Source organism: Candidatus Zixiibacteriota bacterium (assembly GCA_040752815.1).
Lineage (GTDB): Bacteria > Zixibacteria > MSB-5A5 > GN15 > FEB-12 > JAGGTI01.
Genome location: JBFMGC010000043.1, coordinates 1 through 24,409, shown reverse-complemented (window position 1 = coordinate 24,409; position 24,409 = coordinate 1). Strand labels below are relative to the sequence as shown.

Below are 24,409 nucleotides of genomic sequence, written 5' to 3'. Positions count from 1 at the left end.
TGCCGCTGCGAGAGATTATCAGACTGACTTATAATGCAAAGAAAGGAGATCGTGATGCCCAACAACGTAGTTGAGATTCTCCAAAGCGTGGTGGGAGAACTCAAAGAGATGGCCCGTTCGCAGTCGATAGTGGCCGCGCCGATTACGGTCGGCGACAAGACGGTAGTGCCCGTGGTGAGGATGACAGTCGGTTTCGGAGCCGGCGGCGGCCAGGGCGAAGCCGACAAGAAAGGCTCCGGTTTTGGCGGCGGTGGCGGTGGCGGGGTCTCGATTGAACCGGCGGCGTTCATTATTATGGACAAAGACGGTATCAGTCTGCTTCCGGCCAAAAAGGGCAACTGGGAGAGCCTGATCGAGGCGATTCCGGGGGTAGCGTCGAAGATTATGGAGCTCAAAGGCAAGCACAAGCCCGACAAGGGGACAGCCGCCGAGGAAGCAACCTCGTAGCCGCCTCGTCAGCGCCGCCATCCGGCAGAACTTGCCGCTTGTCATTACCGGGCGATTGCTGTATCCTTACGGCCTGAAATGGCGGAAACAAACGCCCAGATGGGCGGTTTTCGGCCCAAGGGGCTATGTCGGGATGGCGACCATCCCGGGCTACAAGAAGAGTCCTGTAGGTCGGGACCCTTACGGTCCCGACAACGTGTCGGGTTGACAAACATCCCGGCCCATGGAAGCCAAGGTGTGTGATTGTTCGATAAAGTCCTCATAGCCAATCGCGGCGAAATCGCCCTCAGAGTTATCCGTGCCTGCCACGAGCTCGGCCTTAAGACCGTGGCGGTTTATTCCGAGGCCGATCGCGACGCTCTCCACGTCAGGTTTGCCGATGAAGATGTCTGTATCGGTCCGCCGCCGCCCGGGCAGTCATATCTGGACTTCAAGCGGATTATTTCTGCCGCCGAAGTCACCAACGCCGGCGCGATCCATCCGGGCTACGGCTTCCTGGCCGAAAACGCCGATTTCGCCGAGGTCTGCGAATCCTGCGGAATCGTGTTCATCGGCCCCACTCCCAAACAAATCCGCCTCATGGGGGATAAAGCGTCGGCGAAGGCGCTCATGAAGGAAGCCGGCGTGCCGGTGATCCCCGGCTCCGACGGTGTGGTGGCCTCGTTCGAGATCGCCCGCGAAGTCGCTGAGCAAGTAGGCTATCCGGTTATACTGAAGGCCGTAGCCGGAGGGGGCGGCAAGGGGATGCGGATTTGCCGCGATGCCGCCGAACTGGAACGCGGATTTCATATTGCGTCGACCGAAGCCGCCAATGCTTTCTCCAATCCGGATCTCTATCTCGAAAAAGTCATTGTCAATCCGCACCACGTGGAAATTCAGCTCCTGGGCGACACCCACGGCAACTACTACCACTTCGGGGAACGCGACTGCTCGATCCAGCGCCGCCATCAGAAATTAATCGAAGAAACACCGTCGCCGCTGATGACCGAGGAACTTAGGGCTCGCATGGGCGAAGCCGCGGTGGCCGGCGCACGCCGGGTAGAATATCGCGGCGCGGGGACTATCGAATTTCTGGTCGACAACAACCATCGTTTCTACTTCATGGAAATGAACACCCGCATCCAAGTCGAGCACCCGATCACGGAGGAAGCCTTCGAGGTCGACCTGGTGCAGCATCAGATCAAAGTGGCACTCGGCGAGCGACTGACCTACCGGCAGGCCGATCTCCGCCACAAATGGGTAGCGATCGAATGCCGCATCAACGCCGAAGATGTCGAGAAGGACTTCCGGCCCACGCCGGGCAAGATCGACGCCATCCACGTGCCGGGTGGTCCGGGGGTGCGGGTCGACAAGGCGGTCTACGCCGGCTACACCATACCGCCGTATTACGATTCGATGATGGCCAAGTTGATTGTGCGCGCCCGTACCCGCGAGCAGGCGCTGGCTAAGATGCGGGTGTCGCTCGATCAGTTTATCGTCCAGGGTGTCCCGACCACGATCCCGTTCCACCGCGAGATTTTTGACCATCCCGATTTCATCGCCGGTAACTACGACACATCGTTCCTGGAAACCAAATTCCGCGGGCCGGGCGACGACGCAAAAAAAAAGTCGGTAACGGTGAAGCGACCGGGTGAAGGCGACACGTCGGAAGCGCTGACCGCGGTCGCGATTGAACCGCCCGCCGCCGATTCAGCATCTCAATAATCCGGAGGTAGTAGCAGTGAATGTTCCAGCAGATTTGAAGTACACCAGCGAGCACGAATGGGTCGGCGTGGAGGGCCGAATCGCCACGGTCGGGATCACGGATTACGCCCAGGGAGAATTGGGCGACGTTGTTTTCGTGGAACTGCCGAAGATCGGCGCTGTTGTCAAGCGGGGTGAAGCCTTCGGCACGATCGAAGCGGTCAAGGCGGTGTCGGAGTTGTTTTCTCCCGTTACGGGTAAGATTGTTGAGGTCAATGCCGCGCTGGGCGATGATCCCATGACGGTCAATCGGGACTGCTACGGCGACGGCTGGATGATCCGGGTGGACATCGACGATCACACCGAACTGGAGCAATTGCTCGATTCCGACGGCTACTCCAATCTGATTGGTCACTAAGACGCATTGTCCCCTCATGAAGACGCATTACAGGTAAGACATGGCATATTTGTCCAACACCGACGCTGATCGCAAGAAGATGCTGGAGAAGATCGGCGTTGGTTCTCTCGAGGAGATCTTTCAGGATATCCCGGCCAACCTGCGGCTGAACCGACCGCTGAACATCCCCGCTCTTTCAGAAATGGAGGTGCTGGCCGAATTGGAACAGCTTTCTCGGCAGAATCGCCAGGGAACGGTCTGTTTCGCCGGCGGCGGCGTGTACGATCATTTTATTCCGTCGGCTCTGGCCACGCTCGCCTTTCGTCCTGAGTTCATGACCGCTTACACACCGTACCAGGCCGAGGTCGCCCAGGGGACCCTGCAGGTCATCTACGAGTTTCAGACCCATATCTGTCGCCTGACCGGAATGGAGGTTGCGAACGCGTCGATGTACGACGGCGCCACCGCTGCTGCCGAGGCCGCCCTTTTGGCAATATCGGTCACCGGGCGGAACCGTGTCATCGTCTGCGAAACAGTTAGCCCCTTTGTGCGCGATGTCCTGGCGGCATACGTGACTCCTCGCGACATCGAAGTGGTCACCGCGCCGATGAGCCAGGGCATTACCGATCTCAAGAAGCTGTCCGACTTAGTTGACAACCGGGCCGCCTGTGTGATTGTCGCCCAGCCCAATTTCTTCGGACAACTGGAGGAGGTCGAGCGGATCGGCGAGATTATCCATCAGGCGGGCGGCAAGTTCATCATGGTGGTAGATCCGATAGTCCAGGCGCTGCTGAAAACGCCGGGTGATATCAGTGCCGATCTGGCGGTCGGCGAGGGCCAACCTTTGGGAATCCCGATGTCGTTCGGCGGCCCTCTGCTCGGCTTCTTCGCTGCAAAAAAAGAGCTGGTGCGCAGCCTGCCCGGCCGAATCGCCGCCCGCACGAAAGATATCGAAAGCCGCACCGGATTCGTTTTGACTCTTCAAACGCGCGAGCAGCATATCCGCCGCCAGAAGGCAACCTCGAATATCTGCACCAACCAGGCGTTGTGCGCAACGATGGCATCGATCTACTTCAGCCTCATGGGCCGTACCGGCCTGCGGCAGGTGGCCCTGCTGTCCATGGAGAAGGCCCAGGCGACCGCCAAGCAGATCTGCGCTCTCGACGGATTCGAGCCGTACTTCCCCGGTCCGTTCGTGCGCGAATTCGCAATCCGCACGCCGCGCCCGGCGTCTGAAATCGTGCTTCGACTGGTCGATAAGGGCATACTGCCGGGTGTCGATGCCGGTCGCTGGTATCCGAAGTTGACGGACTGTCTGCTCGTGGCGTTGACGGAGAAGCGAACCGAATCGGAAATAGCAATGCTGGTGGGTGGACTGAGGGAGTTATCAGCCCGTGGCGTATTGTCCGGTGTGTAAAACCGAGTGGGAGAATGGAATGACGGAATGTCCGGTCTGCGCCCGGGAGATAGGCAAGGCTGTGGAAGAACCCCAGGATGTCAAATGGCTTTTGCTCGGCTTTATCGAGGATAAGATTTCTGCCGACTACGCGAAAGAGATTCTGGGATCGTATGAAATCCCGGCCGTGGTTATCTCCAAATCCGGCTTTCTTGGGCAGGCCGGATTGACTTTACCGGGGTTTTATAAGGCAGGAGCGCAGTTGTTTGAGGTCTCAGTACCCGAAGACTTTGTCGAGGAAGCAAGCGGCGTTCTCGATATGGCGCTGGGCGATCGATGGCGAAAAAACGAGACGAGGTCTTAGGTGCCGTACTGTCCGGAATGCGCGTTTGAGTACGGTCGGTCGATATTGGTCTGCCCTGAGTGCAAGATCAGCCTGGTCGATCAGCTCCCCGGCGGCGCGGCGGCTGTCTCGCCGGACGACAGTTGGATTCGCATCTGCCAGATCGGCAGCGACCTGACCTCGCAGGTAGTCCGGGGCCTGCTGGAAACCAACAATATACCCTCGATTGTTATGTCTTCAGCGTTTCAACCGCTGGCCAACGGTGTCGGTTGGGTGGCCGGAGGAGGAAATTCGACCGATGGCGGCCATTACCTGATGGTGCCGCGCGAGTTCCGACAGGAAGTTGAATTGTTGCTTTCCGCCGTGCTTGGCGATGACTTCGAGGCTCTCGATGCACCGAAGCCGTAGATTGACACACACCTTTTTCGAAGGAGCCCACATGCACATCAAGCTAATACTCGCCGTGCTGCTGCTGGCAGCGGTTATCGCCGCCTGTTCCAGCGAGCAGATGCAGCCATCGTCGCTGGTCACGTCGGCCGGAACAGCGCCGTATTACACGAATCTGGACGATGCCCTCGAGGCAGCCCGTGCCGATCAGTTCGTCGTCCTCGATTTCTATACCGATTGGTGAACGTGGTGCAAGAGACTGGACACGGTCGTGTTCGTTAATGACAGCACCATCGATTTCTTCACCAACCGCATGATCCTGGTCAAGGTGAACGCCGAGGTTGACACCACCACGGCGACAAAGTACCACGCGATCGCCTATCCCACGTCGGTCCTGCTCAGAAAGAGCGGTGAGGAGGTCGATCGACTGGTGGGGTATGCCCCCGCAACAGAGTATATCCAGACTTTCGATGATTATTCCAACGGCATCGGGACTCTCGCTGATCTTATCGCCAAAGCTGAGGGCGGCGTGGATCGACCGCTCTATCTGCAGATCGCTGACAAATACAAATATCGCGGCGATGGAGCCGAGGCCCAGACCTGGTTTGCTCGCGTGATCGAAAGCGGCGACCCGGCCGACTCGCTCTCCGGCGAGGCTCGTCTGGCCTTCGCTGATTTCCTGCGCCGGGACAAGAGGTATGACGACGCGCTCGATGCCTACAGGAAGATCGAGCAGGAGTTCACTGCTACCTATCATGGGCAGGACGCGGTAATCTACCAGGCAATAGTCTATCGTCAGAAAGGCGACACGGCGCAGGCTATTAGCACGTTCGGGAACTTCCTCGAGCGTTATCCGAATTCCTCGGACACTACCTATGCCCGGGAACAGATAGAGAAGCTCAAGAACCCGAAACCTGTCGCGGCACAATAGCGTCGTTCGGGATTTCGTTGGATGGATGATCGCGTGGAAGAGAAGATTCTGATCTACGAGAAATCGTCGGCCGGGCGTAAGGGATACAACCTTCCCGCCACCCGGCAGAGTGACGCGGAGATTCTAAAAGGCATTCCGGAGCGTTTCCGGCGGACTCAGGAAGCGGCGCTCCCTGAAGTGGCCGAGCCGGAAGTGGTGAGGCACTATGTGCGCCTGTCGACCAGGAATCACCATATCGACAAGGGGTTTTACCCGCTCGGCTCGTGCACGATGAAATACAACCCGAAGCTCAACGACGCCGCCGCATCGCTGCGTGGTTTCCAGTCACATCACCCGCTCACACCCTGCAGCCGTTCGGCAGGCAGCCTGCAGTTGATGTGGGACCTGATGGGCTTCCTCAAGGAAGTGTCGGGCTTCCACGCCGTTTCGCTCCAACCGGTGGCCGGAGCCCACGGGGAGTTCTGCGGCCTGTTGATCATCCGCGCCTATCATCTCGATCGCGGTCGGAACCGTCGCAAGATCATTATCCCGGACTCTGCGCACGGCACCAATCCGGCGTCGGTGACGTCCATAGGGTACACCACGGTCGAGGTCAAGTCGAACGAGCGCGGCATAATCTCGCCCGACGCGGTGGCGGCGGTGCTCGACGACGATGTCGCCGGAATGATGATGACCAATCCCAACACGCTGGGGCTGTTCGAGAGCAATGTCGAGCAAATCGCCCGCATGGTGCACGACGCCGGCGGGCTGATGTACATGGACGGGGCCAATCTCAATGCCAATATGGGGATCTTCCGGCCGGGTGATGTCGGGTTTGACATCATGCACTTCAACCTGCACAAGACCTTTTCCACGCCGCACGGGGGCGGTGGTCCGGGTGCAGGTGCGGTCGGGGTGACCGCAGAACTCGAAAAGTTCCTGCCGTTCCCGGTGCTGGAGAAAGATCGCGACGGCAAACTGTTTTTCAATTATGATCGCCCCAAATCGATCGGTCGCCTCTCCACGTTCTACGGCAATTTCGGCAACATGGTCCGCGCCTACGCCTATATCCGCTCGCTCGGCGGCGACGGTCTTCGCGAGGTGTCCGAAAACGCGGTCCTCAATGCGAACTATCTCAAGGAACTGCTCAAGCAGGACTATGACCTGCCGTACGATCGCCACTGCATGCACGAATTCGTGCTCTCCGGCAACAGGCAAAAGAAGCTGGGCGTGAAAACGTCGGACATCTCCAAGCGGCTGCTCGATTTTGGCGTCCACGCACCCACCAATTATTTCCCGCTGATTGTCCCCGAGGCGCTCATGATCGAGCCGACTGAGACCGAGAGCTGCGAGACGCTCGAACAGTTCGCCGAGATCATGGTTCAAATCGCCCGCGAAGCGGAAACGGACCCGCAGATCGTCACGTCTGCGCCGCACAATACTCCAGTGCGGCGGCTCGATGAAACGCTGGCGGCGCGCACGCTGGATGTGAATTACTCGGGTTAGCTGAACAGACTTGCCAAACCGGGGCCGGCGCTCTTTACTTGGGCGCCGGCCTTTTTTATGATCGAACTCGACCACATCAGCTACTGGTATCCGCGCCGCACCGAATCTGCCCTGCGCGACCTGACGCTGCGCGTCCGTGACGGCGAGTCGGTGTGTATCATGGGTCGCAACGGCTCCGGCAAATCCACTCTCGTCAAACTGATTGCCGGGCTTATCAAACCTGACCGGGGAAAAGTCAGAGTCGACGGTCAAGTGGCGATTCTATTTCAAAACCCCGACAACCAGATGGTCACCACGCTCGTGGAAAAAGAGATCGCCTTCGCGCTCGAAAATCGCGCTGTCCCGCAAGACGACATGGAGCAGGCGATCACCCGAATCACCCGCCAATGCGGGATCGAGCCTCTCCGCCGAAGACTGACTTCGGAGTTATCGGGAGGCGAAAAACAGCGAGTCGCTGTCGCCTCGGTCATGGTGCAGGAACCAGCCGTATTGCTCCTCGACGAACCGGATTCGTTTCTCGATCACCGGGGCCGAAAGATACTCGCAGAGGAACTGCAAAGGCTCCACGCGCAGGATCCCGCTCTTATTGAAATCCGTATCACTCAAAACCCGAAGGTTGCACAGGGATATGGTCGCTTAATCGTGGTGGATAATGGCGGAGTGATTGCCGACGGAGATCCGGCGACACTGCTGGCCGATGGCACCTTATGTTCGTCCACCGGTATCGCAGTGGCCGACCCGGCATCGATAAAAATCTCGCTACCCTCGCGCCTGAGAAACCACGGCGACGATGAGTCCGGACATTTGCGGCAAGTGCGGGCAGAAAACGTGAGCTTCAATTGGCCTTTCTGTCCGCCAGTGTTCGAGAGCTTGTCGTTGTCGGTCGCGAAGCGCGAGACAGTCGGTTTAGTTGGTTCGACCGGTGTCGGAAAGAGCAGTATCGGCCTGCTGCTCGCGGGACTAGTCTCTCCGACCGCCGGGAGTGTGGTCTATCTAAATGGAAGCGGCGCGGCGTTGGCCCGGGCGCATATTCGGGGAAATGTCGCGCTTGTGCTCCAGCAGGCGGAGCGCCAGTTCTTTCTGGAGAGCTGCGAGCAGGAGATTGCATTCGGCCCGAAGAACCTGGGACGAAAGCTCTCTACATCCGAAATTCACGAGTTGTTCGAGATGATCGGCCTGAGCCCGTCGCGCTACTCGTCGCGCGACCCGTTCACGCTGTCCGCGGGCGAAAAACGTCGCCTCGCGTTCGCCGCGGTACTGGCGATGGGGCCATCGCTGGTGATTTTCGACGAGCCGACCGCCGGGCTCGACGGCGAGGGGGTCGGGCGGTTTATCGCACTGTCGCACGCCCTGAGGTCGCATGGAATGGGGCAACTGGTGATTAGCCACGACACGGATATTATCGACCACGTATGCGACCGCGTGATGCTATTGGATGAGCACGGCAAGTTGGAGCACCAGATACCCCAGCCCGCCTAAGCCCGGCTGGCCTGCCAGCCGAACACCGATCGGCAGGCCTCCGAGCCTGCCGCCATGTGGCCCACCTGCTTGTGGGTGGGGGCATCGACCGCCTCCAATCGCAACAAGAACCCCTGGCGAGCCGTCGGTCGCCGGACCAGCTACAGCGACACCGACGGACAGAGTTTCGCCAGGACGCACTCGCGGCACTTCGGACGGCGCGCCACACAGATCGCACGGCCGTGGTCGATCAGCATGTGTGAGTAGACAATCCAGTCTTTTTGGGGAATTACAGTCATCAAGTCACACTCGATCTTGACCGGATCGGACTCTCGTGTCAGACCCAGCAGGCGGCTGATCCTGGCCACATGGGTATCGACCACCACACCCTCGGCCAGATCGAATCCGGCGCCCAGAACCACAGATGCCGTCTTTCGACCCACTCCCGAGAGCTTCAGCAGCTCGTCAAGCGTACGCGGTATCTCTCCATTGTATGCGGTGACCAACTGCTGGGCCGATTGCCTGATTGCTTTTGCCTTATTGACATAGAATCCGGTTGTGAAAATCAGCTTTTCGAGGTCCGCCCGGTCGGCCTCGGCAAAATCTTTGACGGTGGGATATTTTGCAAACAGCTCCGGGGTCACCTTGTTCACACGTTCATCGGTGCACTGCGCAGAAAGAATAGTGGCCACCAGCAACTGGTGCGGCGTTCGAAAATCAAGAGAACAGCGCGAGTCCGGATACCGTTTCTTCAGCAGCGCGACAATCTGCTTCGCCCGTGTCTTCTTATCATTAAGCGACTCACGCGGCATGGTCACTCCGCACATCCGAGTATAACCACGCGGTCCACTCCCGCCAGGTCCTTCAGGTACGAAAACGATACATAGCGGGAGTCTCCCTCGGTCAGGGCAGCCACCGCTTCGGCCTGGCCATACCCAACCTCGAACATAATCCGTCCACCGGGCGCCAGATAGTTGGGACTGTCGCGCACGATCACGCGAATGACATCAAGCCCGTCCCTGCCACCCAGCATGGCGATCCGGGGGTCGTGCAGCACTTCCTTTTGCAGGGTTGGATATTCCGCCTCGGTAATATAAGGCGGGTTGGACAGGATAACATCAAACCGCTCGGCGGCCTGCAGCGCCGAAAAATGATTAGACTTTCTGAACTTGATTCGGTCGGCCACACCCAGTTCACTGGCGTTCCTGCGCGCCACCGCGAGGGCGTCGGCTGAAATATCCAGGGCCACCGCGGACGCATCCGGCAGCTCGGCGGCCATGGTCACCGCGATCACTCCGGACCCGGTGCCGAGATCCAGTACGCGAGGAGAGCGAATTCCGGACAGACGCAAGAACTTGATTGCCGCCTCGCACAGCGTTTCGGTTTCCGGAGTGGGCGCCATTACGGCTTCATTGACATAGAACTTACGGCCATAAAACCAGGCTTCCTGCAGGATGAACTGAAGCGGGTAGCGCTCGCGCCGCCGGGCGACAATCTCGCTGATTCGTCGCAGGGCCCGGTCGTCGAGCAATTCCTGCCCGTGCAGGTACAAGTTGAGCCGGTCGACCTCGAGCACGTGACAGAGAATCCACTCGATCTCGGCCCGGGCGCATTCGATACCGACATCCTCCAGCAGCTTGGCCTGCTCGGCAATAAAGTGCGGCAGGTACGGCACGGTGGTCATAGACACTTACCCGGAGTCACACCCGTGCGACAGAGCGGCTGCGACGCCACCCGGCGAGATACAGGGCCGCGACCAGAGCTATCCAGGTATAGCAGAAGGCGTAGGTGAACCTCTGCGAGAATTGGATCGAGTGCGGGATAAGGTAGATAAAAAGCATGACCAGAAACGTACCCAACCCGATCCATCCGAGAGTCCGTGGCGCAAACGAGTCGCGGCCGACCTTCCCCCGGCTGAGGCTGCCGAGAGTGGACAGCGATGCAAACGCCAGGTAGATCCAAAGCAGTTGGGTCTTGTTGTCGGTGGCATCGGTGCCGAACGGCACCCCTTCCCAGTAGCCGTTAAAGGCATAATAGTTCATCGGAATTCCGAGCGGGTACCCGCCGATAAAACAGAACACCGCCGCCCAGAACAGATACACGGCCATTGGCCTGATCTCAGCGCCGCCGCGAATGATCGGAATCGCATGTATTGTTGCCATGGAAATACAGAATACGGTGGCAAAGATGAAGAAGACGTGACCGATCAGAATGGCGATCGGCACTTTACCGATATATCTAAGCTGGAACGGTGAACCATCGGCCTGGAGAAACCGCCCTTCCACCAGGCCGTCCGGAGTATGTACCTCGAAGTAATAGTGGAATCGACCGCCGCGCTCGCGAGCAGTGACCACAACGAAGAACTCACCCGGCTTGCCGCGGACCGACAGCATTTGATACCTGTCATAGCTGTCCATCTGATCCGGAGGCAGGCCCCTGAGCTGGCCTGTGCGAAATACCACTCGCCTGAAATCCAGCGGGCCGGAAACAGTGACCCGGATTGTATCAGATTGTGATTCGACTATTTTCGGAACCGTGACCATCTCGAACCGGTAGGCGCCGTCGACATGAACCAGATGCTCCGGCTGGCCGCGCGAATTGGTCCGCGCGATAATAAGCATGGCCAGGGAAATGAAAACAGCCAGGCTGATACGCAGCGTGCGGCTCATGCCTTGCTCCGCACGCCCGGCTCGGCCAGTTTGAGACGCTCGGCCTGGTCGTGCTGCCGGAGCGGCTCGATCAGACTGTCGACATCGCCTCCGAGAATCTCACTCAGGCGGTAGAGGGTCAGGCCGATCCGGTGGTCGGTCACCCGCGACTGCGGGAAATTATAAGTTCGAATTTTGGCGGAGCGATCCCCGGTCGACACCATGGAACGACGCTCGGCCTCGATCTTGGCGTTCCGCTCGGCCAGCATCTTGTCATACAGACGGGCGCGGAGCACCTTGAGCGCCTTGGCCCGGTTCTTGATCTGCGATTTTTCGTCCTGGCAGGTGACCACCAGCCCGGTAGGAAGGTGGGTAATTCGGACCGCGGAATCGGTCGTGTTGACCGACTGCCCGCCATGGCCGGTGGACCGATACACATCAACCCGGATATCCTCCTCCCTGATTTCGACCTCAACCTCCTCGGCCTCGGGCAGGACAGCCACCGTGATGGCCGAGGTGTGAATCCTCCCCTGCGACTCGGTGGCGGGCACGCGCTGCACCCGGTGCACCCCGGACTCGTACTTCATGAGCCCATAGGCCTGGTCGCCGTCGAGCGAAAAGATAATTTCCTTGAACGCGCCGGGGATGGAATCGCTGGTGCTGAGGATCTCCATTTTCCATCCCTTCCGGTCGGCGTAGCGCTGATACATGCGGAAGATGTCGGCCACAAACAGCCCGGCCTCGTCGCCGCCGGTGCCGGCGCGAATCTCTATCACCGCCGGTTTGTCGTCAGTCGGATCGCGCGGCAGCAGCCGAAGTTTGAACTCATTCTCGACCGTCTCCAGCCGCGCCTCGTGCCGGGCAAGCTCTTCCCGCGCTATCGCCACCAGCTCCTCGTCACCCCCCTCGCGGATGATCTCGCGGGCCTCGTCTATCCCCGTAACCACCCGTCGGTACTCCCGGCCGGCCTCGAGGATTTCGGAAATCTGGCGGCGCTCACGGTTGAGCTCGATCAGTTTCTTGCGGTCGGCGAGATTGGCCGGGTCGATCAGTTGCTTATCGACTTCGGCCAGGCGCGCTTCAATTCTATCTACAATCTCCAGCATCAGTCATCATCCTCAATGTAAACAAACGTACGCCATCCCACTCGTGGGGGCAAGATCAATTGTGGACCGACCAAGAGACCGGCGTTTCCATGCGCGGCCCCGCGCAGAAGCGCGGGGTCTCCTCTGCCCGTGTATCGAAGAAGGATCTGGATGGGGCAGATCGGGAGGTCCGCCGCCCACGAGTTATTAGTTGGGAGGCACTGGCTAAGAAACAGGCGTGCGGCGGCAGGTTAGTTTGGACTCGGTGACCCCGAGAGATGCCTCCAACGCAGCGATGGCCACCTCGAGCTGATCGAGCGACGGCTCCTTAGTCGTAATGCGCTGCAGCCAAAGACCGGGGGCGATGAGCACGCGGGTTACTGCGTTGTCGCGGGTCTTGCCGGAGAGCTTGAGCAGCTCATAGGAGGCCCCGGCTACTATCGGGAGGAGGCTGAAATGCACAGCGAAACGCGGGCCGAGCGCGGGGGCATGGCCGACAATTAACGCATAAATGGAATCAGACACCGAATACACCAATATGGCCAGGAGAGCGACAATCAGAATGAACGATGTTCCGCAACGGGGATGAAACCGGGTAAACCCCGCCGCAAGCTGGGGTGTCAACTCATGACCCATTTCGTAAGTATAGATCGACTTGTGCTCGGCCCCGTGATACTGAAAGACCCGACGGAATTCACCGAAAAGCGAAATGGCCCACACATAAAGCAAGAACAGCAGCAGGCGGACAGCCCCGGCCACGAGATTGAATCCGACCGCCTCACGGCCGTACCCGAACAGATCGGCCACTCCCTGGGCCGCAGCGAGCGGCAGATAGAAGAAGATGCCTATGCCGAGCGCCATGGCCATGATCGCCGTGCCGATCATCAAAAGCGCGTTGCGATTGTTCTTGTTCGGCTTGTACTCACGGCCTTCTTTGACAGCCTCTTCCTTTTCCGCTTCCTGAATGGCGATCTCGGCCGAGAAGTTCAGCGTGCGGATACCGAGCACGAGCATTTCCACGAACGCCACTGCACCGCGAAGAACCGGAACGTTCAGCACGCGGTGGCGTCGCGACAGAGGGACATATTCCTCGGTCTTAATCAGGATTTCGCCGCTGGGCGTACGCACCGCGGTCGCCACTCGGTCACGCGAGCGCATCATTACCCCTTCTATGACGGCTTGTCCGCCAACACTCAAATCCGCCATACCAGCATCACTTTCCAGCCCGTCCGGTTGTCGATCAAGGCCAATTCCTTGCTCAATAATATACGCAGTTCACAAGCAAAACCGCGAGCATCGAAAGTCTTCGCCCTTCGGCTCGCGGCAGTTCAAACGCGGCGACAGGTGTCCAACGCAACGGAGGCCGGCAGTCGGCCGGCCGGTGGGGACTACTACTTCTCTTTCCCTTCAAGCTTGTACTTGCGGCGGAACCGCTCTACACGACCAGCGGTATCGATTAGCTTCTGCTTACCCGTGAAGAATGGATGGCAGTTGGAGCAGATTTCAACCGCGATTGATTTGGCGGTCGAACGGGTGGGGTAGGTAGCGCCACAGGCGCAGGTGATTGTCAATTCGTTGTAGTTCGGGTGAATCCCGGGTTTCATGTCTAAGACCTTTATGTAAAGCTACTTTCTTGCCGGCTTCTCGATTGTTACCCAGTTACGGCGGGTGCCAACCACAGCTTGGTAATATAAGGCATCGGGCCGATTCCGCAAGTCGAAAGCCGCTTCTGGCCCGAACTTTCACTACCCTGCGCTGCAACGACTTGCCGCCCCCTCAGGTTCCCTTCGGGGCGACCACGACCGACCAGTAGTACGGCTGGTGAATCAGAGATCGAATATCAAACCGCTCCCCCAGAATCACCTCTAACTCGTTCCGGGAAAAGTAGTTCTTGAGCACGAGATACGATTGCCCGTTGGACAAAGTGCGCAGCTTGTAGTTGTTGCCGTGTTTATCGGTCTGGTGGGTCAGCCCGCCGGTTCCGGGTGCGGGCGGGTTGTTATCCATCATCCAGATAAGACCCCCGCGCCTCAGGGGCCGGGTCAAAATGTCGAACAGCTTTGCGAAGTCCTGTCGCGGGTGGTGTGAAAACCAGAACCGCAGCACCACCAGATCGAACGCCTCCCGTTCAAACTCGTGTGTGAACATATCGGCAACAAGAAACTCGACCTCACATCCGTAAGTCTTCTCACGCGCCAGGGCAATCGTCTCACCGGCTATGTCCGTCGCCACTATACGCGCCGCGTCAGCGCTCATTGCTTTGGTCCACCAGCCGGTGCCGCAGGCTAGTTCCAGTACCGTCTTGCCGGCGGCGAGTCGGGCCAGGCGTTCGGACTCGGCACTCAGTTCGGCCTGACGGGCGGGGTCATCCCTGTAGTAGACCTGTTCATATTCCGGAGCTCGCGCCCGGTAGTATTCTTCGAGACTATCGCCGACCATGCTGCCTCTCGATTATTTCGGCCAATCGCTGCCCGATCTCGTCGGCCTCGCGCAAGGCTTCCGGGCGCTCTCGCGCTTCGCCAATCTTATTGTCTTCGAGACTGTGAAATTTAAGACAGGCTTCATTGGTAACTTCGATCCATTTGAAAAACCCGGCTATGCACCGCCTCGCGCCTTCGAACCACCCCTTCTCGCCGCCGACCAAAACAATCGCCCCGGGCCTGGTGCGATGAAGCAGCCTTATAAAATGGTGGCCCGTGGGACCTCGGTCGAAGTTATACGGACGTACGCAGTTACAGCGATCAATGAAGATTTTGGCCTGGGCTGAGACGGAATCGAAGTAGATCGGCGAGCCGAATAGCAGGCAGTCGCACTCTTCGACCTTCTCGTACAGCTCAGTCATGGCATCATCAATGAAGCAATATCGCGGGGTGGGCGCCTCGCCGCAGGCCTGGCAGGGGGCGATATCATAATCTGAGAGCCGCACAAAGACATGCCGCGATTTCACAGCGAGCGCCTTTCCCAGCGATGCCGCGATCCGCTCCAGCAGGATCTCGGTTGATGACCCCGGCACCGGCGAGCCGGAGATAGACAGGATTCTAATCATGTTCCGCCGCCTCCAGTCGGTCGAGTTCGGCGTACAGCTCCAGGATTTCGTTTTCAAGCTGACGTTGCCGCTCGGTCAGTTGGCTCAGGTGCTCCCAATCAGCAGCGCGATCGTTGGCGGCCAACTGACTTTCGATGACCTCAAGCTCGCTTTCAGCAGCAGCGATATCGGCCCGGGTGGCCTCGACCGCCTTCCGATGGCGCGAGCGTTGTTTGGAGCGCTCCTTGAACTCCACAAACTCCCGCTTCTGATCCGGGCTCTTGACTTTCGGCGGCGGCGCCGCGGCGGCCATCTTTTCGGCAAAGGCCGAGTAGTTTCCGCTGTAAACCCGCGCATGGCCGTTATGAATATGCACTATGCGATCGACTACCTGATCCAGGAAGTACCGGTCATGACTGACTATAAGACAGCTTCCGTCATAGTCCTGCAGGGCGGCCTCGAGCGCCTCACGCGCCGCCATGTCGAGATGATTGGTCGGTTCATCCATGATGATCAAGTTTGCCGGGTGATAAAGCAGTTTGGCGAGACAGAGTTTGGTCTTCTCGCCACCGGAGAGCGCCGCTACTCTTTTGAGCACGTCTTCCCCCGTGAAGCCGAATCGCGCCAGAAACGACCTGATCGCGCCGACCTCCGTGCTCGGATCGACATTCCAGAGATTGTCCAGCACGGTGGCGTCGTCAACCAGATCGGACAAATCCTGATCGAAATAAGCCACGTCGACATTATTGCCAAGACGGACACTCCCCGCCACTGGTGCGAGCTCTCCGATTACTGCTTTGAGCAGTGTGGTCTTGCCGGAGCCGTTGCGACCGATCAGGCCGACCTTGTCACCACGGTAGATGTCCAAATCCAGGTCCTCTACGATCGGCTGGCTGCCGTACGCCACCGTGACATCCTGCATCGACAGCACATGGGCATATGACCGACCCGAGGAGTGCACGGAAATTGACGGGCCGGTGTCCTCAGGCGGTGGTGGCGGCAGACGCTTTATTCTCCCGAGATATTTCAGCTTGGACTGGGCCTGCTTGGTTTTCTGTCCGGCCATGTTACGGCGAATATATTCTTCAAGGCGCTTGATTTCTTCCTGCTGGTGACGATACCAGTGCGCCGACTGTTCCCGTCGGGTCACCCGTTCGGTCAGGTAGCGCTCGATTCCGCCGAAGTACTTCTCGATCTTGCCGCCGGTTAGCTCCCACACCTGGTCGGTTGTTGCGTTCAGAAAAGTGCGGTCGTGGGAGACTACCACCATAGTTTTGTCCAGTTCCCTGAGATACTGCTCGAGCCAGGCGGTCGACTCGATATCGAGATGATTGGTCGGCTCGTCGAGCAGAAGCAGATTACCCTGCCCGGCCAGTATTCGCGCAAGCCCGGCCCGGTTACGCTCGCCTCCCGAAAAGTGCCGCAGACGCTCGCTAAGACGATCGGCGGCAAAACCGAGACCAACGAGGATGGCGCCCACCTGCGAATCAAAGCTGAACCCGTCGAGCCGTTCGTAGTCATGCTGGAGCGTACCGAACCGTTCCAGCTGAACTGAGTCGGCGGGGTTTTCCTCAAGATATTGTTCGAGTCGGGCGATTTCGCGACGAGTCTGAATCAGATCCGATCGGGCGTCGGCCACAAAATCGAACAGGGTCATATCGAGATATTCGTTTTTTTCCTGTTCGACATAGTCGACGATACAATCGCGAGGCCGGCATACCACGCCTGAATCCACGGACTGTTTGCCCGCGATAATCTCGAGTAGCGTCGTCTTGCCGATACCGTTCTTCCCCACCAGGGCGATGCGCTCGCCGGAGCGCAGAGTGAAGGAAACACGGTCGAGAATGACCTGGTCCTTGTGGCGCTTGGACAGGCTGTCGGCGGTAAACAGGGTCATCGGCTATTCCTCCGGAGACCGCCGCCCAAGCAGCATCTCCGCCGCCAGCAGCATAGCCGCCGCCCAGAGAAACAGCGGCCAGAGTTCCCGGCCGACCCGAAAACGGGCCAGCGCCTCCGCCAGCGGCGCGCCGTAGTTCAGCCGACGTGACACCCCGGCGCCCAATGACTGGGCCAGTTGATCGTGGTCAACCGATGCCAGGTCGCATTCGATTGGATCGATATTGACCGCAAAGCGATCGATCTCCCGCCCCCGGTTCACCATGCGATAGACTCCGGCCTGGCTTGCCTGGTTAATCCGCACCTCACTGGCCCCCTCGCTGTCCTCGAGCGCCAGTCGCACCGCGCTGCTGTCAGGCAGGATCAGATCGACTCCCAGGCCGGCGGCCTCGCCCGGCGGGAGCGACCTGGTCAGGCTCTGTCCCGCAAAAAGCTTGATTTCCAGACTGGTGAGATCGGATGCCAGGTACTCAATAACTCGCGAAACGAAGGGGACGAAGAACCCGTGGCTTGTCAGGTCACTAAACTCAGGAGACATCGGACCTGTGAATGTCATCACGCGCCCATCTCCGGCTTGGGACTCGACCAGCGCCGCCGCCTCGCCTGTAAAGCTCACCAGCGTCTTTGCCCTACTGACAACCTCGAGCTGTGGCAAAGTGAAGAATTTGATTTCCGGTGGACGGCCCTGCTCCAGATGAAACGGCAGGAATACCGGATGGGTGAACTCGATCCTATCGAACGTGTAGAAGCCGGCCCGGGAAAAACTGTGCCGCACCGGGGATTTGTAGTTGATGCCGGTAATCTCCGACCAGGCCGCGTTGAAATAGTCTATGTCGGTATTGCCGCCGTAGGTGAGAAAGAGCGCGCCGCCTCGGCGTACATACGCCTGGAGCCGGCGAAGGTGGGCCTCGTCCAGCCTCGGCATTCCGGCCGCTACAATCACACTGTAGTCCAGAAAGTTCACACCGGCCAGATGACCCGGTCCGGCTACTTTGACCGACCAGTACTGCGCACCGGAAGCGTCGGGCACCAGCGCCAGGGACAAAAGTGATGTGACCGGGTCGCCGTCGATAATGAGCACACTCGATTGTTCCGGGATGCGGAACGAGAAGTAGTAGCGGTTGTCTGGTGCGAAGCGATCGTCAGTTAATTCCACATAACCGGAGTGGAAACCGGTTCCAGCAACCGAACGAGTGAAGCGCACGGTGGTTTCTCCCCCCGATGGCACCTCGAAATCGGTCTGGGCAACCCGACGGCCGTCCAGATAGAGTGACGCTATCCGTTCATCGCTGTCGCGCGGGCTATAATTGCGAATGGTCGCCACCAGGTCGAAGTCGTGTCCCGGATGAATGAGCTGGCCGCCGAAATCGACCGCAACAATGCCGAGGTTGTCGACATCTTCGAGCGGGATGTCCACCTGGTAGAGCGGAAATGCCTGGTCGTGCAGGAGGTCAAGTTCGGGGAGCGATGTTCGCTGGCGATCCCCGACCAGGTACAATTCACGGTTTAGACTCGTTGCTGATTGCAGCAAGTCAATTGCTGTCTGCATCCCGGACTGCAAATCCGCTTTGGCCGCACCCCGTCGGACACGCGTCAACTCTTCCACAGCAACCGCCGGGGACGCCATCTCGAGAAACCCGGCCCCGCCTGATTTATCGAGCGTCACCAGAGCTACCTTGTCGGATTGAGAGAATGTCTCCAGTAACTGGGCGGTTCGCTGTCGAGCCAGTTCCAGCAGGTTGCCGTCGGCGACCGAGCGATCCATCGACGCCGAATTGTCAAAGAGCACGACCGCGGCGACCGACGCATGAGCTCCTACCGAGCCCTCGCGCACAGTCGGCCGGGCGAACGCCAGCACCGCCATCAGTACTATCAGCATCCGCGCAATAAGCAGAAGCCACTGCCTGATTTTCAGCCGCCGCAACTGGCGTTTCTCCATCTGCTTGAGGTGTTTGAGCGACGAGAACTCAACCACCCGCACGCGGCGGCGGGAAAACAGATGTATCAGCAACGGGATAAGCGCCGCGGCGGCGGCAATCAGTACCGTGCTGTTGAGAAATCCGAACATGGGCTATCGGCGGGCGGGCCGCTCCAAGAGCCGCCGGGCCTCTTCCTGATGGTAGTACGCCGATGAACCGGCAATGACCTGCTGATAATAGTCCCTCGCCACCGCGCGCTCGCCGCGGGCCTCGGCCACTTTGCCCAGCCAGAGTCGGATCATGCCCTGATAGAACGGCCGGGTTTCGAGAAACAGGGCGGTCCGAAGATAGTCGTCGGCGTTGCCGGTATCCCCCAACCCGGCATAAGCGATACCTAACCACATGAGTTGGCTGGCCGACGGGTTGTGGCGGCGGTCCTGGCGCGAAAGCGACGAGACCACCGAGTTGAAATGGTGAAGCGCCTCGGATTTATCGGCGGCGGCTCCGGTCTGCAGGAGCAGGTGGCCCAACATCACCTGGCTCTCGACCATACCACCCGATGACGCACCGCTCTGTATGACATCGCCGAAAAGTTTGCGGGCGCCGAGCGTGTCGCCAACACAGAGGCGATGCAAGGCCTGGTTAAACCGAATCAGCGAATTGGCCGAATCAAGCGCAGCAGCTCGGTCATAACTCACCGACGCGGAATCGTAGTCGCCGTTCATTAGGTGATAACCGGCGAGTTTCATCCATTCCGTGGCCAGTGTGTCAACCAGGCCAAGCCACTCGCTCTCGCGTTTCGTAGCCGCGTAGTAGTCGCCGGCAAAAAAAGCGGTGCGAGAAAGCATGTTCAGGGCGGCCAGCGAATCTCGACGACCGCCCGCAAGGCGCAGCATTTCGCCCGCATACTCGTGAGCGGTCACATAGTCAAGGCGCGTTTCGGCCAGACCGGCGTGGTACGCAGCCTGATCGAAAGTAGTCCGTACCGTGTCGAGATAGCGCAGCCACTCCGACTCCAAAGTGGAAATCGATTTGCCGTACGTCGATTCGATCTGCCCACGCAGCCCGAGATCGTCGGACTTGCGATACAGATCGATAAATACTCCGATCTGGTACTGATCGATAAGATAACGTACGAACGTAGCGGAGATGCGGTCGGATACGAGCGGATCGCACTGGTAATAGGCGTAGGTATCAAGCAACGAATCGAGCGGAATCAGCTTCCCCTGTTTCTTCAGCTTTTTGGCGTCGTAAATCGCGAACGAGAGGTAATTCGCGAAACCGTCGGCCAAAAACGCCGGAGCATAGCCGTAGTTATGATAGACCGCCGCCTGGCTGATCAGGAACGGATACACCGTGTTGTAGTCCTTGGCGTAAACCGCGTGCATGGTGCTTCGTACGGGGTCGATCATCATGGCGTACCGGTCATCCCAGATTACCGTGCTCAGCTTGCACGGGCAAAGGTAGAGCAGGAATTTCCCCGGCATGCTGAAATTCACCATGCGGCTGAAGTTGTCGTACTCCTCCTCGAGCATCCCTTTGACGGCGTTCCAGTGAAAGTCGCCCAGGGTCTGTGGAACGTAGTAGATATTCATGTGCGCGGAGGGATCGACCGAAAAGTCATCCGACCTGTGATGCGAGTACGGGCACCACGCCGTATCGATCGTTATGGGCTCAAGCGGCGTCAGGGTCAGGCGATAGCGAATCCCGTTCTTGCCTACCAGGTTTTCGATCCGCCCGGGAAGCCCGTACTCCACCAGGAAATTCCGGGCGCCGTGCTTGGGCTGCGGAGCGAACGTGTAGGTGTGGACGGTTATGTTAGCGGACGCCGAATCGACCTTAGAGACGTTAATCTCCATAGACAGGCCGACCGCAAACCCGGTGACGTTCTTGCCCATCAGAAAGTCAGCGGTATCGGCCCAAATCAGCACCTCGCCGGAACCGAGAGTGTCATTCTGGTGGACGCTGAGAGCACAGCGAATCCCGTTGGGATTGGCTGCCCAAACCGCACCGTGAGTGACCAGCAAAACAATAACAGAGGATGAAATGACGCGCAACATATCAGCTTATACCCCGACTTTAGGGTAAGTGTACAGGACACCGAAAGCAATCAGGCCCGGAACCAAGGTCTGAGCCCGACCGATCAGAGGCTCTCCGCCCTGACCAGCCGCCCATCCTTAAGCACCGGCAGAATCGGCATCGCATCCACCTGGCTGCACAATGCCACGTCTCCGTCAAGGCCGATGGACGCCAGGAAACGGCCGTGCTCACCCTGGGCGATGGCTTCGTGAAGCGAGTTCTTCCGCTCGCGATATAGCAGCCGCGCCATCGAGCCGGCATCGTTGAGTGTCACGCTGCGAAGCCGGCTTGTGAGCTGGTCGATCAGTAGTCCGCCGCAGAGCGTGTCTTCAATCGAAAAACCGCCTTCGCGCCCGGAACAGACTATCACCGTGTCCTTCATCTCCGCCAGCAGGGCGTCGGCCACACTCGAAACATTGGTCAAGGCCCCTGAGAATACCTGGCCGGCGCCGGTGGTCAAGCCGAACACACGCGTACCGTTAGTGGTGCACAAGATGACGTTTTTACCGGCCACCGTTTCCGGAGTGAATTCTGTGGGCGAGTTGCCGAACTGAAAATTCTCTATTTTGACACCCTGCCGCTCTCCCGCGAGCACCGAGGAATCGGGACCAAGCTTGGCCCGCAGCTCTCCCGCCTCGCCCGGCTCCGCTACGGGAATCACTCCCCTCGCGCCCGCCAATAGGGAAGCGCATATGGTGGTAGAGGACCGAAGAACGTCCACAACCACAACCGTTTTTCCATCGAGATCAGCCCGGTCAAGCGGATACGGTGTCAGGAGAAGCTGGATGTTCATAAGCGGGAGTTATCGGTGCGACGCACTCTTGTAGAAGGGTGGTTTGACCACCACCGCCGGAAAGCGTTTGTCACGGATCGCGATTTCTACCACGGTGCCGATTTTGGATTTGTCCGCGGTGACGTAGCCGAGTGCTACAGGTTTTTGGAGCGACGGCGAGAACGTGCCGGAGGTGACGTGGCCGATCTTGCCGGTGCCATCGAAAATGTCAAAGCCGTGGCGAGGCACGTTGCGCCCGTCCATTTCCAGACAGACCAGACGACGCGTGGGCTTTTCTTCCTTCTGGCGGGCGATCACGCCTTTGCCGATAAAGTCCTTTTCCAGATCGACAATCCAGCCCAGCCCGGCCTCGATCGGTGTCGTAGTTTGGTCGATGTCGTTGCCGTAGAGCGCCATCTTCATTTCGAGCCGAAGCGTATCGCGCGCTCCCAGACCGATAAGTTCAAGCCCCTGCTTCCGGCCGGCGGACACAACCGCCTCCCAGAGCCGGTCACAGTGCTGCGGGGGGATGTAGATCTCGAACCCGTCCTCGCCAGTATACCCGGTGCGGGAAAACATCAGGTTCACTCCGCCAACCGGGGCGCTGGCCAGGTGATAGTAGGGGATCAACTCAAGGTTGTAATCAGTCAGCTGACTCATCACCTTTTGGGCGTTGGGGCCCTGGATCGCCAGAAGCCCGTATTCGCTCGAGCGATTGACCAGATCGACCTTGCCGTTCACGTGCGAACGCAGCCAATCGAAATCTTTGGTGATATTCGAAGCGTTTACCACGAGGAAGTAGCTTTGCTCGCCAGTGCGGTAGACCAGGAGGTCATCGACAATGCCGCCGTTCTCGTACGGCATGCAGTTATACTGAATCTGGCCGATCTGGAGCTTGGCGACATTGTTGGTGGTGGTTTTTTGGAGAAACGCGAGCGCGTCAGCGCCGGAAACCTCGAACTCCCCCATGTGTGATAGATCAAACAGGCCAACATTGCTTCGTACCGCCAAGTGCTCCGCCTGTATCCCCTTGTACTGCACTGGCATAAGAAAACCGGCGAAATCTACGATCTTGGCACCGGCATCGGCATGATACTGATAGAAGGGGGTTTTAATCGGGGACTGGCTGCCTTGGCTCATACTTCGTGCTAGGTTACGCTTTGCTTACGATCAGTCCGACCAATAAACAAGGGCGTAGCGCCAAGTCAATACCAATAAAGGACCCTCCTGCCTCGTGTTGTCGCGCGACCCTTTGCGACAGCTACATCCGCCCAGCACTCTATAACTACTCCCATTTGCAAGGACCACTAACGTTCAGGTAGCACTGGCTATCTAATCCCCCCGGGCATCGGGAACATAGACCAATCATGCCTTGGTCCCACACATAATGATCCGTCGACAGATCGGCTAATTCCGGCCGAAGGATCAACCCCGGCGGGCAGAGTAAGAGAGCTACCGGGCGCCGCTGGCCCGCGACGGCGCCCGAGTCCAAACTATGATAGGAGTCGTGTAATGCGAAGCAGACTGGTATTTGGTCTGGGAATCGCAGCAGGAGCGATCCTGCTGGCCGTTTATCCGCTCATTGGCAGCGAGCAACCCGGCGCCGCATCGGCTATGGGAGGCGACATGGTCGCTCGCGGCAAATACTTTGTACACATGATGGGGTGTGGGGATTGCCACTCACCAAAAGTTATGACCGCGATGGGTCCGGTAGAGGATACCACTCGCCTCTTTTGCGGCCAACCTGCGAATGAAGTCCCACCGCCGTACAGCGGCGAGCTCAACCCTGCTACCTGGATGGCGGCCTGCAACAGCCATATGTCAGCCTGGGTGGGACCGTGGGGAACGTCGTACGCCGCCAATCTAACCTCCGACAAGAAGACCGGCCTCGGCAACTGGACCGATGAGCAGTTCATCCAGTCGATGCGCACCGGCAAGCATCGCGGTTACGGGCGTGATATTCTGCCGCCGATGCCCTGGTTTAATTACCGTCATGCAACCGACGATGACCTGAAGGCGATGCTGGCCTATTTCAAGTCTACCAAGCCGATCGTCAACCAGGTCCCCGAGCCGCTGCCGTCGACCGCGGGGAAGTAAGCGGTTACACACAGTGTGCGCGGTGACGCCTGCCCCCGACCTGATCGGGAGTCCTCGTCCACCACGTTATCCATGCTGCGCACGGCCTAAGTCTTTGCGTTAGGCCTTTAGCCCGAACCGGGCCGCGCAACGGACCGGGTCGGCCGGTGACCTGACGCCGCCCGGTGCGTGGTGGCCGGTGGCCTACCCGCGGCGCGTAGGTCCTCCTGGGGTTGGCGGGTATGAAGCAAACCCGCCCTTGTATCTTGTCTTTTGGGTAGATATATGGCATCAAGTAAGAGTGCAAGAGATAGATTGAGGTCGCGGGCGGCAGTCGGCGACTTCGAGGTAGCGGCGAGATCGACCTGCCCTGGGGCCGGAA

At 58.9% G+C, this 24,409-nt stretch carries 24 protein-coding genes; 11 read left to right on the top strand and 13 right to left on the bottom strand.

Features of this window, described 5'->3' with window-relative positions:
- Window positions 1-54: 54 nt before the first annotated feature.
- From AB1772_10315 to AB1772_10270, 10 genes are all read left to right on the top strand, one after another.
- On the top strand, window positions 55-447 hold the full coding sequence (locus AB1772_10315) for a spore germination protein GerW family protein (protein ID MEW5796738.1): 393 nt from the start codon (window positions 55-57) through the stop codon (window positions 445-447).
- Window positions 448-690: 243 nt separating this feature from the next.
- Window positions 691-2,151, top strand: coding sequence for an acetyl-CoA carboxylase biotin carboxylase subunit (gene accC / locus AB1772_10310; protein ID MEW5796737.1), 1,461 nt, complete (start codon window positions 691-693; stop codon window positions 2,149-2,151).
- 16 nt (window positions 2,152-2,167) lie between these two features.
- Entirely contained in the window at window positions 2,168-2,548 is a 381-nt protein-coding gene (gene gcvH, locus AB1772_10305) for a glycine cleavage system protein GcvH (protein MEW5796736.1), read from the top strand.
- 40 nt (window positions 2,549-2,588) lie between these two features.
- On the top strand, window positions 2,589-3,944 hold the full coding sequence (gene gcvPA, locus AB1772_10300; GenBank protein ID MEW5796735.1) for an aminomethyl-transferring glycine dehydrogenase subunit GcvPA: 1,356 nt from the start codon (window positions 2,589-2,591) through the stop codon (window positions 3,942-3,944).
- 19 nt (window positions 3,945-3,963) lie between these two features.
- Window positions 3,964-4,287, top strand: a complete 324-nt coding sequence (locus AB1772_10295) for a hypothetical protein (GenBank protein MEW5796734.1) — start codon at window positions 3,964-3,966, stop codon at window positions 4,285-4,287.
- Window positions 4,288-4,674 (top strand): hypothetical protein, encoded by a 387-nt coding sequence (locus AB1772_10290; GenBank protein MEW5796733.1) that lies wholly within the window; start codon window positions 4,288-4,290, stop codon window positions 4,672-4,674.
- 31 nt (window positions 4,675-4,705) lie between these two features.
- On the top strand, window positions 4,706-4,897 hold the full coding sequence (locus AB1772_10285; protein ID MEW5796732.1) for a hypothetical protein: 192 nt from the start codon (window positions 4,706-4,708) through the stop codon (window positions 4,895-4,897).
- A 27-nt stretch (window positions 4,898-4,924) separates the two neighbouring features.
- Window positions 4,925-5,584: a tetratricopeptide repeat protein gene (locus AB1772_10280; protein MEW5796731.1), complete on the top strand. Its 660-nt coding sequence runs from the start codon at window positions 4,925-4,927 to the stop codon at window positions 5,582-5,584.
- Window positions 5,585-5,605: 21 nt separating this feature from the next.
- On the top strand, window positions 5,606-7,069 hold the full coding sequence (gene gcvPB, locus AB1772_10275) for an aminomethyl-transferring glycine dehydrogenase subunit GcvPB (GenBank protein ID MEW5796730.1): 1,464 nt from the start codon (window positions 5,606-5,608) through the stop codon (window positions 7,067-7,069).
- A 57-nt stretch (window positions 7,070-7,126) separates the two neighbouring features.
- Window positions 7,127-8,548 carry an ATP-binding cassette domain-containing protein gene (locus AB1772_10270; protein ID MEW5796729.1) on the top strand — a complete coding sequence of 474 codons (1,422 nt, stop codon included), beginning with the start codon at window positions 7,127-7,129 and terminating at the stop codon, window positions 8,546-8,548.
- Window positions 8,549-8,688: 140 nt separating this feature from the next.
- Here the strand turns inward: AB1772_10270 and nth are convergent, their stop codons facing one another.
- From nth to gcvT, 13 genes are all read right to left on the bottom strand, one after another.
- Window positions 8,689-9,339, bottom strand: coding sequence for an endonuclease III (gene nth, locus AB1772_10265; GenBank protein MEW5796728.1), 651 nt, complete (start codon window positions 9,337-9,339; stop codon window positions 8,689-8,691).
- Between the two features lie 2 nt (window positions 9,340-9,341).
- Entirely contained in the window at window positions 9,342-10,211 is an 870-nt protein-coding gene (prmC, locus tag AB1772_10260) for a peptide chain release factor N(5)-glutamine methyltransferase (GenBank protein MEW5796727.1), read from the bottom strand.
- A gap of 16 nt (window positions 10,212-10,227) precedes the next feature.
- The gene (locus AB1772_10255; GenBank protein MEW5796726.1) at window positions 10,228-11,196 is read right to left on the bottom strand and encodes a hypothetical protein; all 969 of its coding nucleotides are present in this window, start codon (window positions 11,194-11,196) and stop codon (window positions 10,228-10,230) included.
- A complete protein-coding gene (gene prfA, locus AB1772_10250) occupies window positions 11,193-12,281 on the bottom strand; it encodes a peptide chain release factor 1 (protein MEW5796725.1) in 1,089 nt (362 codons plus the stop codon). The genes AB1772_10255 and prfA overlap by 4 nt, the downstream gene beginning before the upstream one ends.
- Before the next feature lie 204 nt (window positions 12,282-12,485).
- Window positions 12,486-13,466, bottom strand: coding sequence for a DUF1385 domain-containing protein (locus AB1772_10245; protein ID MEW5796724.1), 981 nt, complete (start codon window positions 13,464-13,466; stop codon window positions 12,486-12,488).
- 185 nt (window positions 13,467-13,651) lie between these two features.
- A complete protein-coding gene (gene rpmE / locus AB1772_10240) occupies window positions 13,652-13,864 on the bottom strand; it encodes a 50S ribosomal protein L31 (GenBank protein MEW5796723.1) in 213 nt (70 codons plus the stop codon).
- Between the two features lie 172 nt (window positions 13,865-14,036).
- Entirely contained in the window at window positions 14,037-14,699 is a 663-nt protein-coding gene (locus tag AB1772_10235) for a class I SAM-dependent methyltransferase (GenBank protein ID MEW5796722.1), read from the bottom strand.
- Window positions 14,686-15,306, bottom strand: coding sequence for an NAD(P)H-dependent oxidoreductase (locus tag AB1772_10230; GenBank protein MEW5796721.1), 621 nt, complete (start codon window positions 15,304-15,306; stop codon window positions 14,686-14,688). Before AB1772_10230 ends, AB1772_10235 begins: the two co-directional genes overlap by 14 nt.
- Window positions 15,299-17,182, bottom strand: coding sequence for an ABC-F family ATP-binding cassette domain-containing protein (locus tag AB1772_10225; GenBank protein ID MEW5796720.1), 1,884 nt, complete (start codon window positions 17,180-17,182; stop codon window positions 15,299-15,301). Before AB1772_10225 ends, AB1772_10230 begins: the two co-directional genes overlap by 8 nt.
- 3 nt (window positions 17,183-17,185) lie before the next feature.
- Window positions 17,186-19,249 carry a BatA domain-containing protein gene (locus tag AB1772_10220; protein MEW5796719.1) on the bottom strand — a complete coding sequence of 688 codons (2,064 nt, stop codon included), beginning with the start codon at window positions 19,247-19,249 and terminating at the stop codon, window positions 17,186-17,188.
- A 3-nt stretch (window positions 19,250-19,252) separates the two neighbouring features.
- Window positions 19,253-21,160 (bottom strand): hypothetical protein, encoded by a 1,908-nt coding sequence (locus AB1772_10215; protein ID MEW5796718.1) that lies wholly within the window; start codon window positions 21,158-21,160, stop codon window positions 19,253-19,255.
- Window positions 21,161-21,243: 83 nt separating this feature from the next.
- Window positions 21,244-21,972, bottom strand: coding sequence for a 2-phosphosulfolactate phosphatase (locus AB1772_10210; protein MEW5796717.1), 729 nt, complete (start codon window positions 21,970-21,972; stop codon window positions 21,244-21,246).
- Between the two features lie 9 nt (window positions 21,973-21,981).
- Window positions 21,982-23,091: a glycine cleavage system aminomethyltransferase GcvT gene (gene gcvT, locus AB1772_10205; protein MEW5796716.1), complete on the bottom strand. Its 1,110-nt coding sequence runs from the start codon at window positions 23,089-23,091 to the stop codon at window positions 21,982-21,984.
- A gap of 372 nt (window positions 23,092-23,463) precedes the next feature.
- On the opposite strand from gcvT, the gene AB1772_10200 reads away from it, so the two are divergent.
- Window positions 23,464-24,048: a diheme cytochrome c-553 gene (locus tag AB1772_10200; GenBank protein ID MEW5796715.1), complete on the top strand. Its 585-nt coding sequence runs from the start codon at window positions 23,464-23,466 to the stop codon at window positions 24,046-24,048.
- Window positions 24,049-24,409 lie beyond the last annotated feature (361 nt).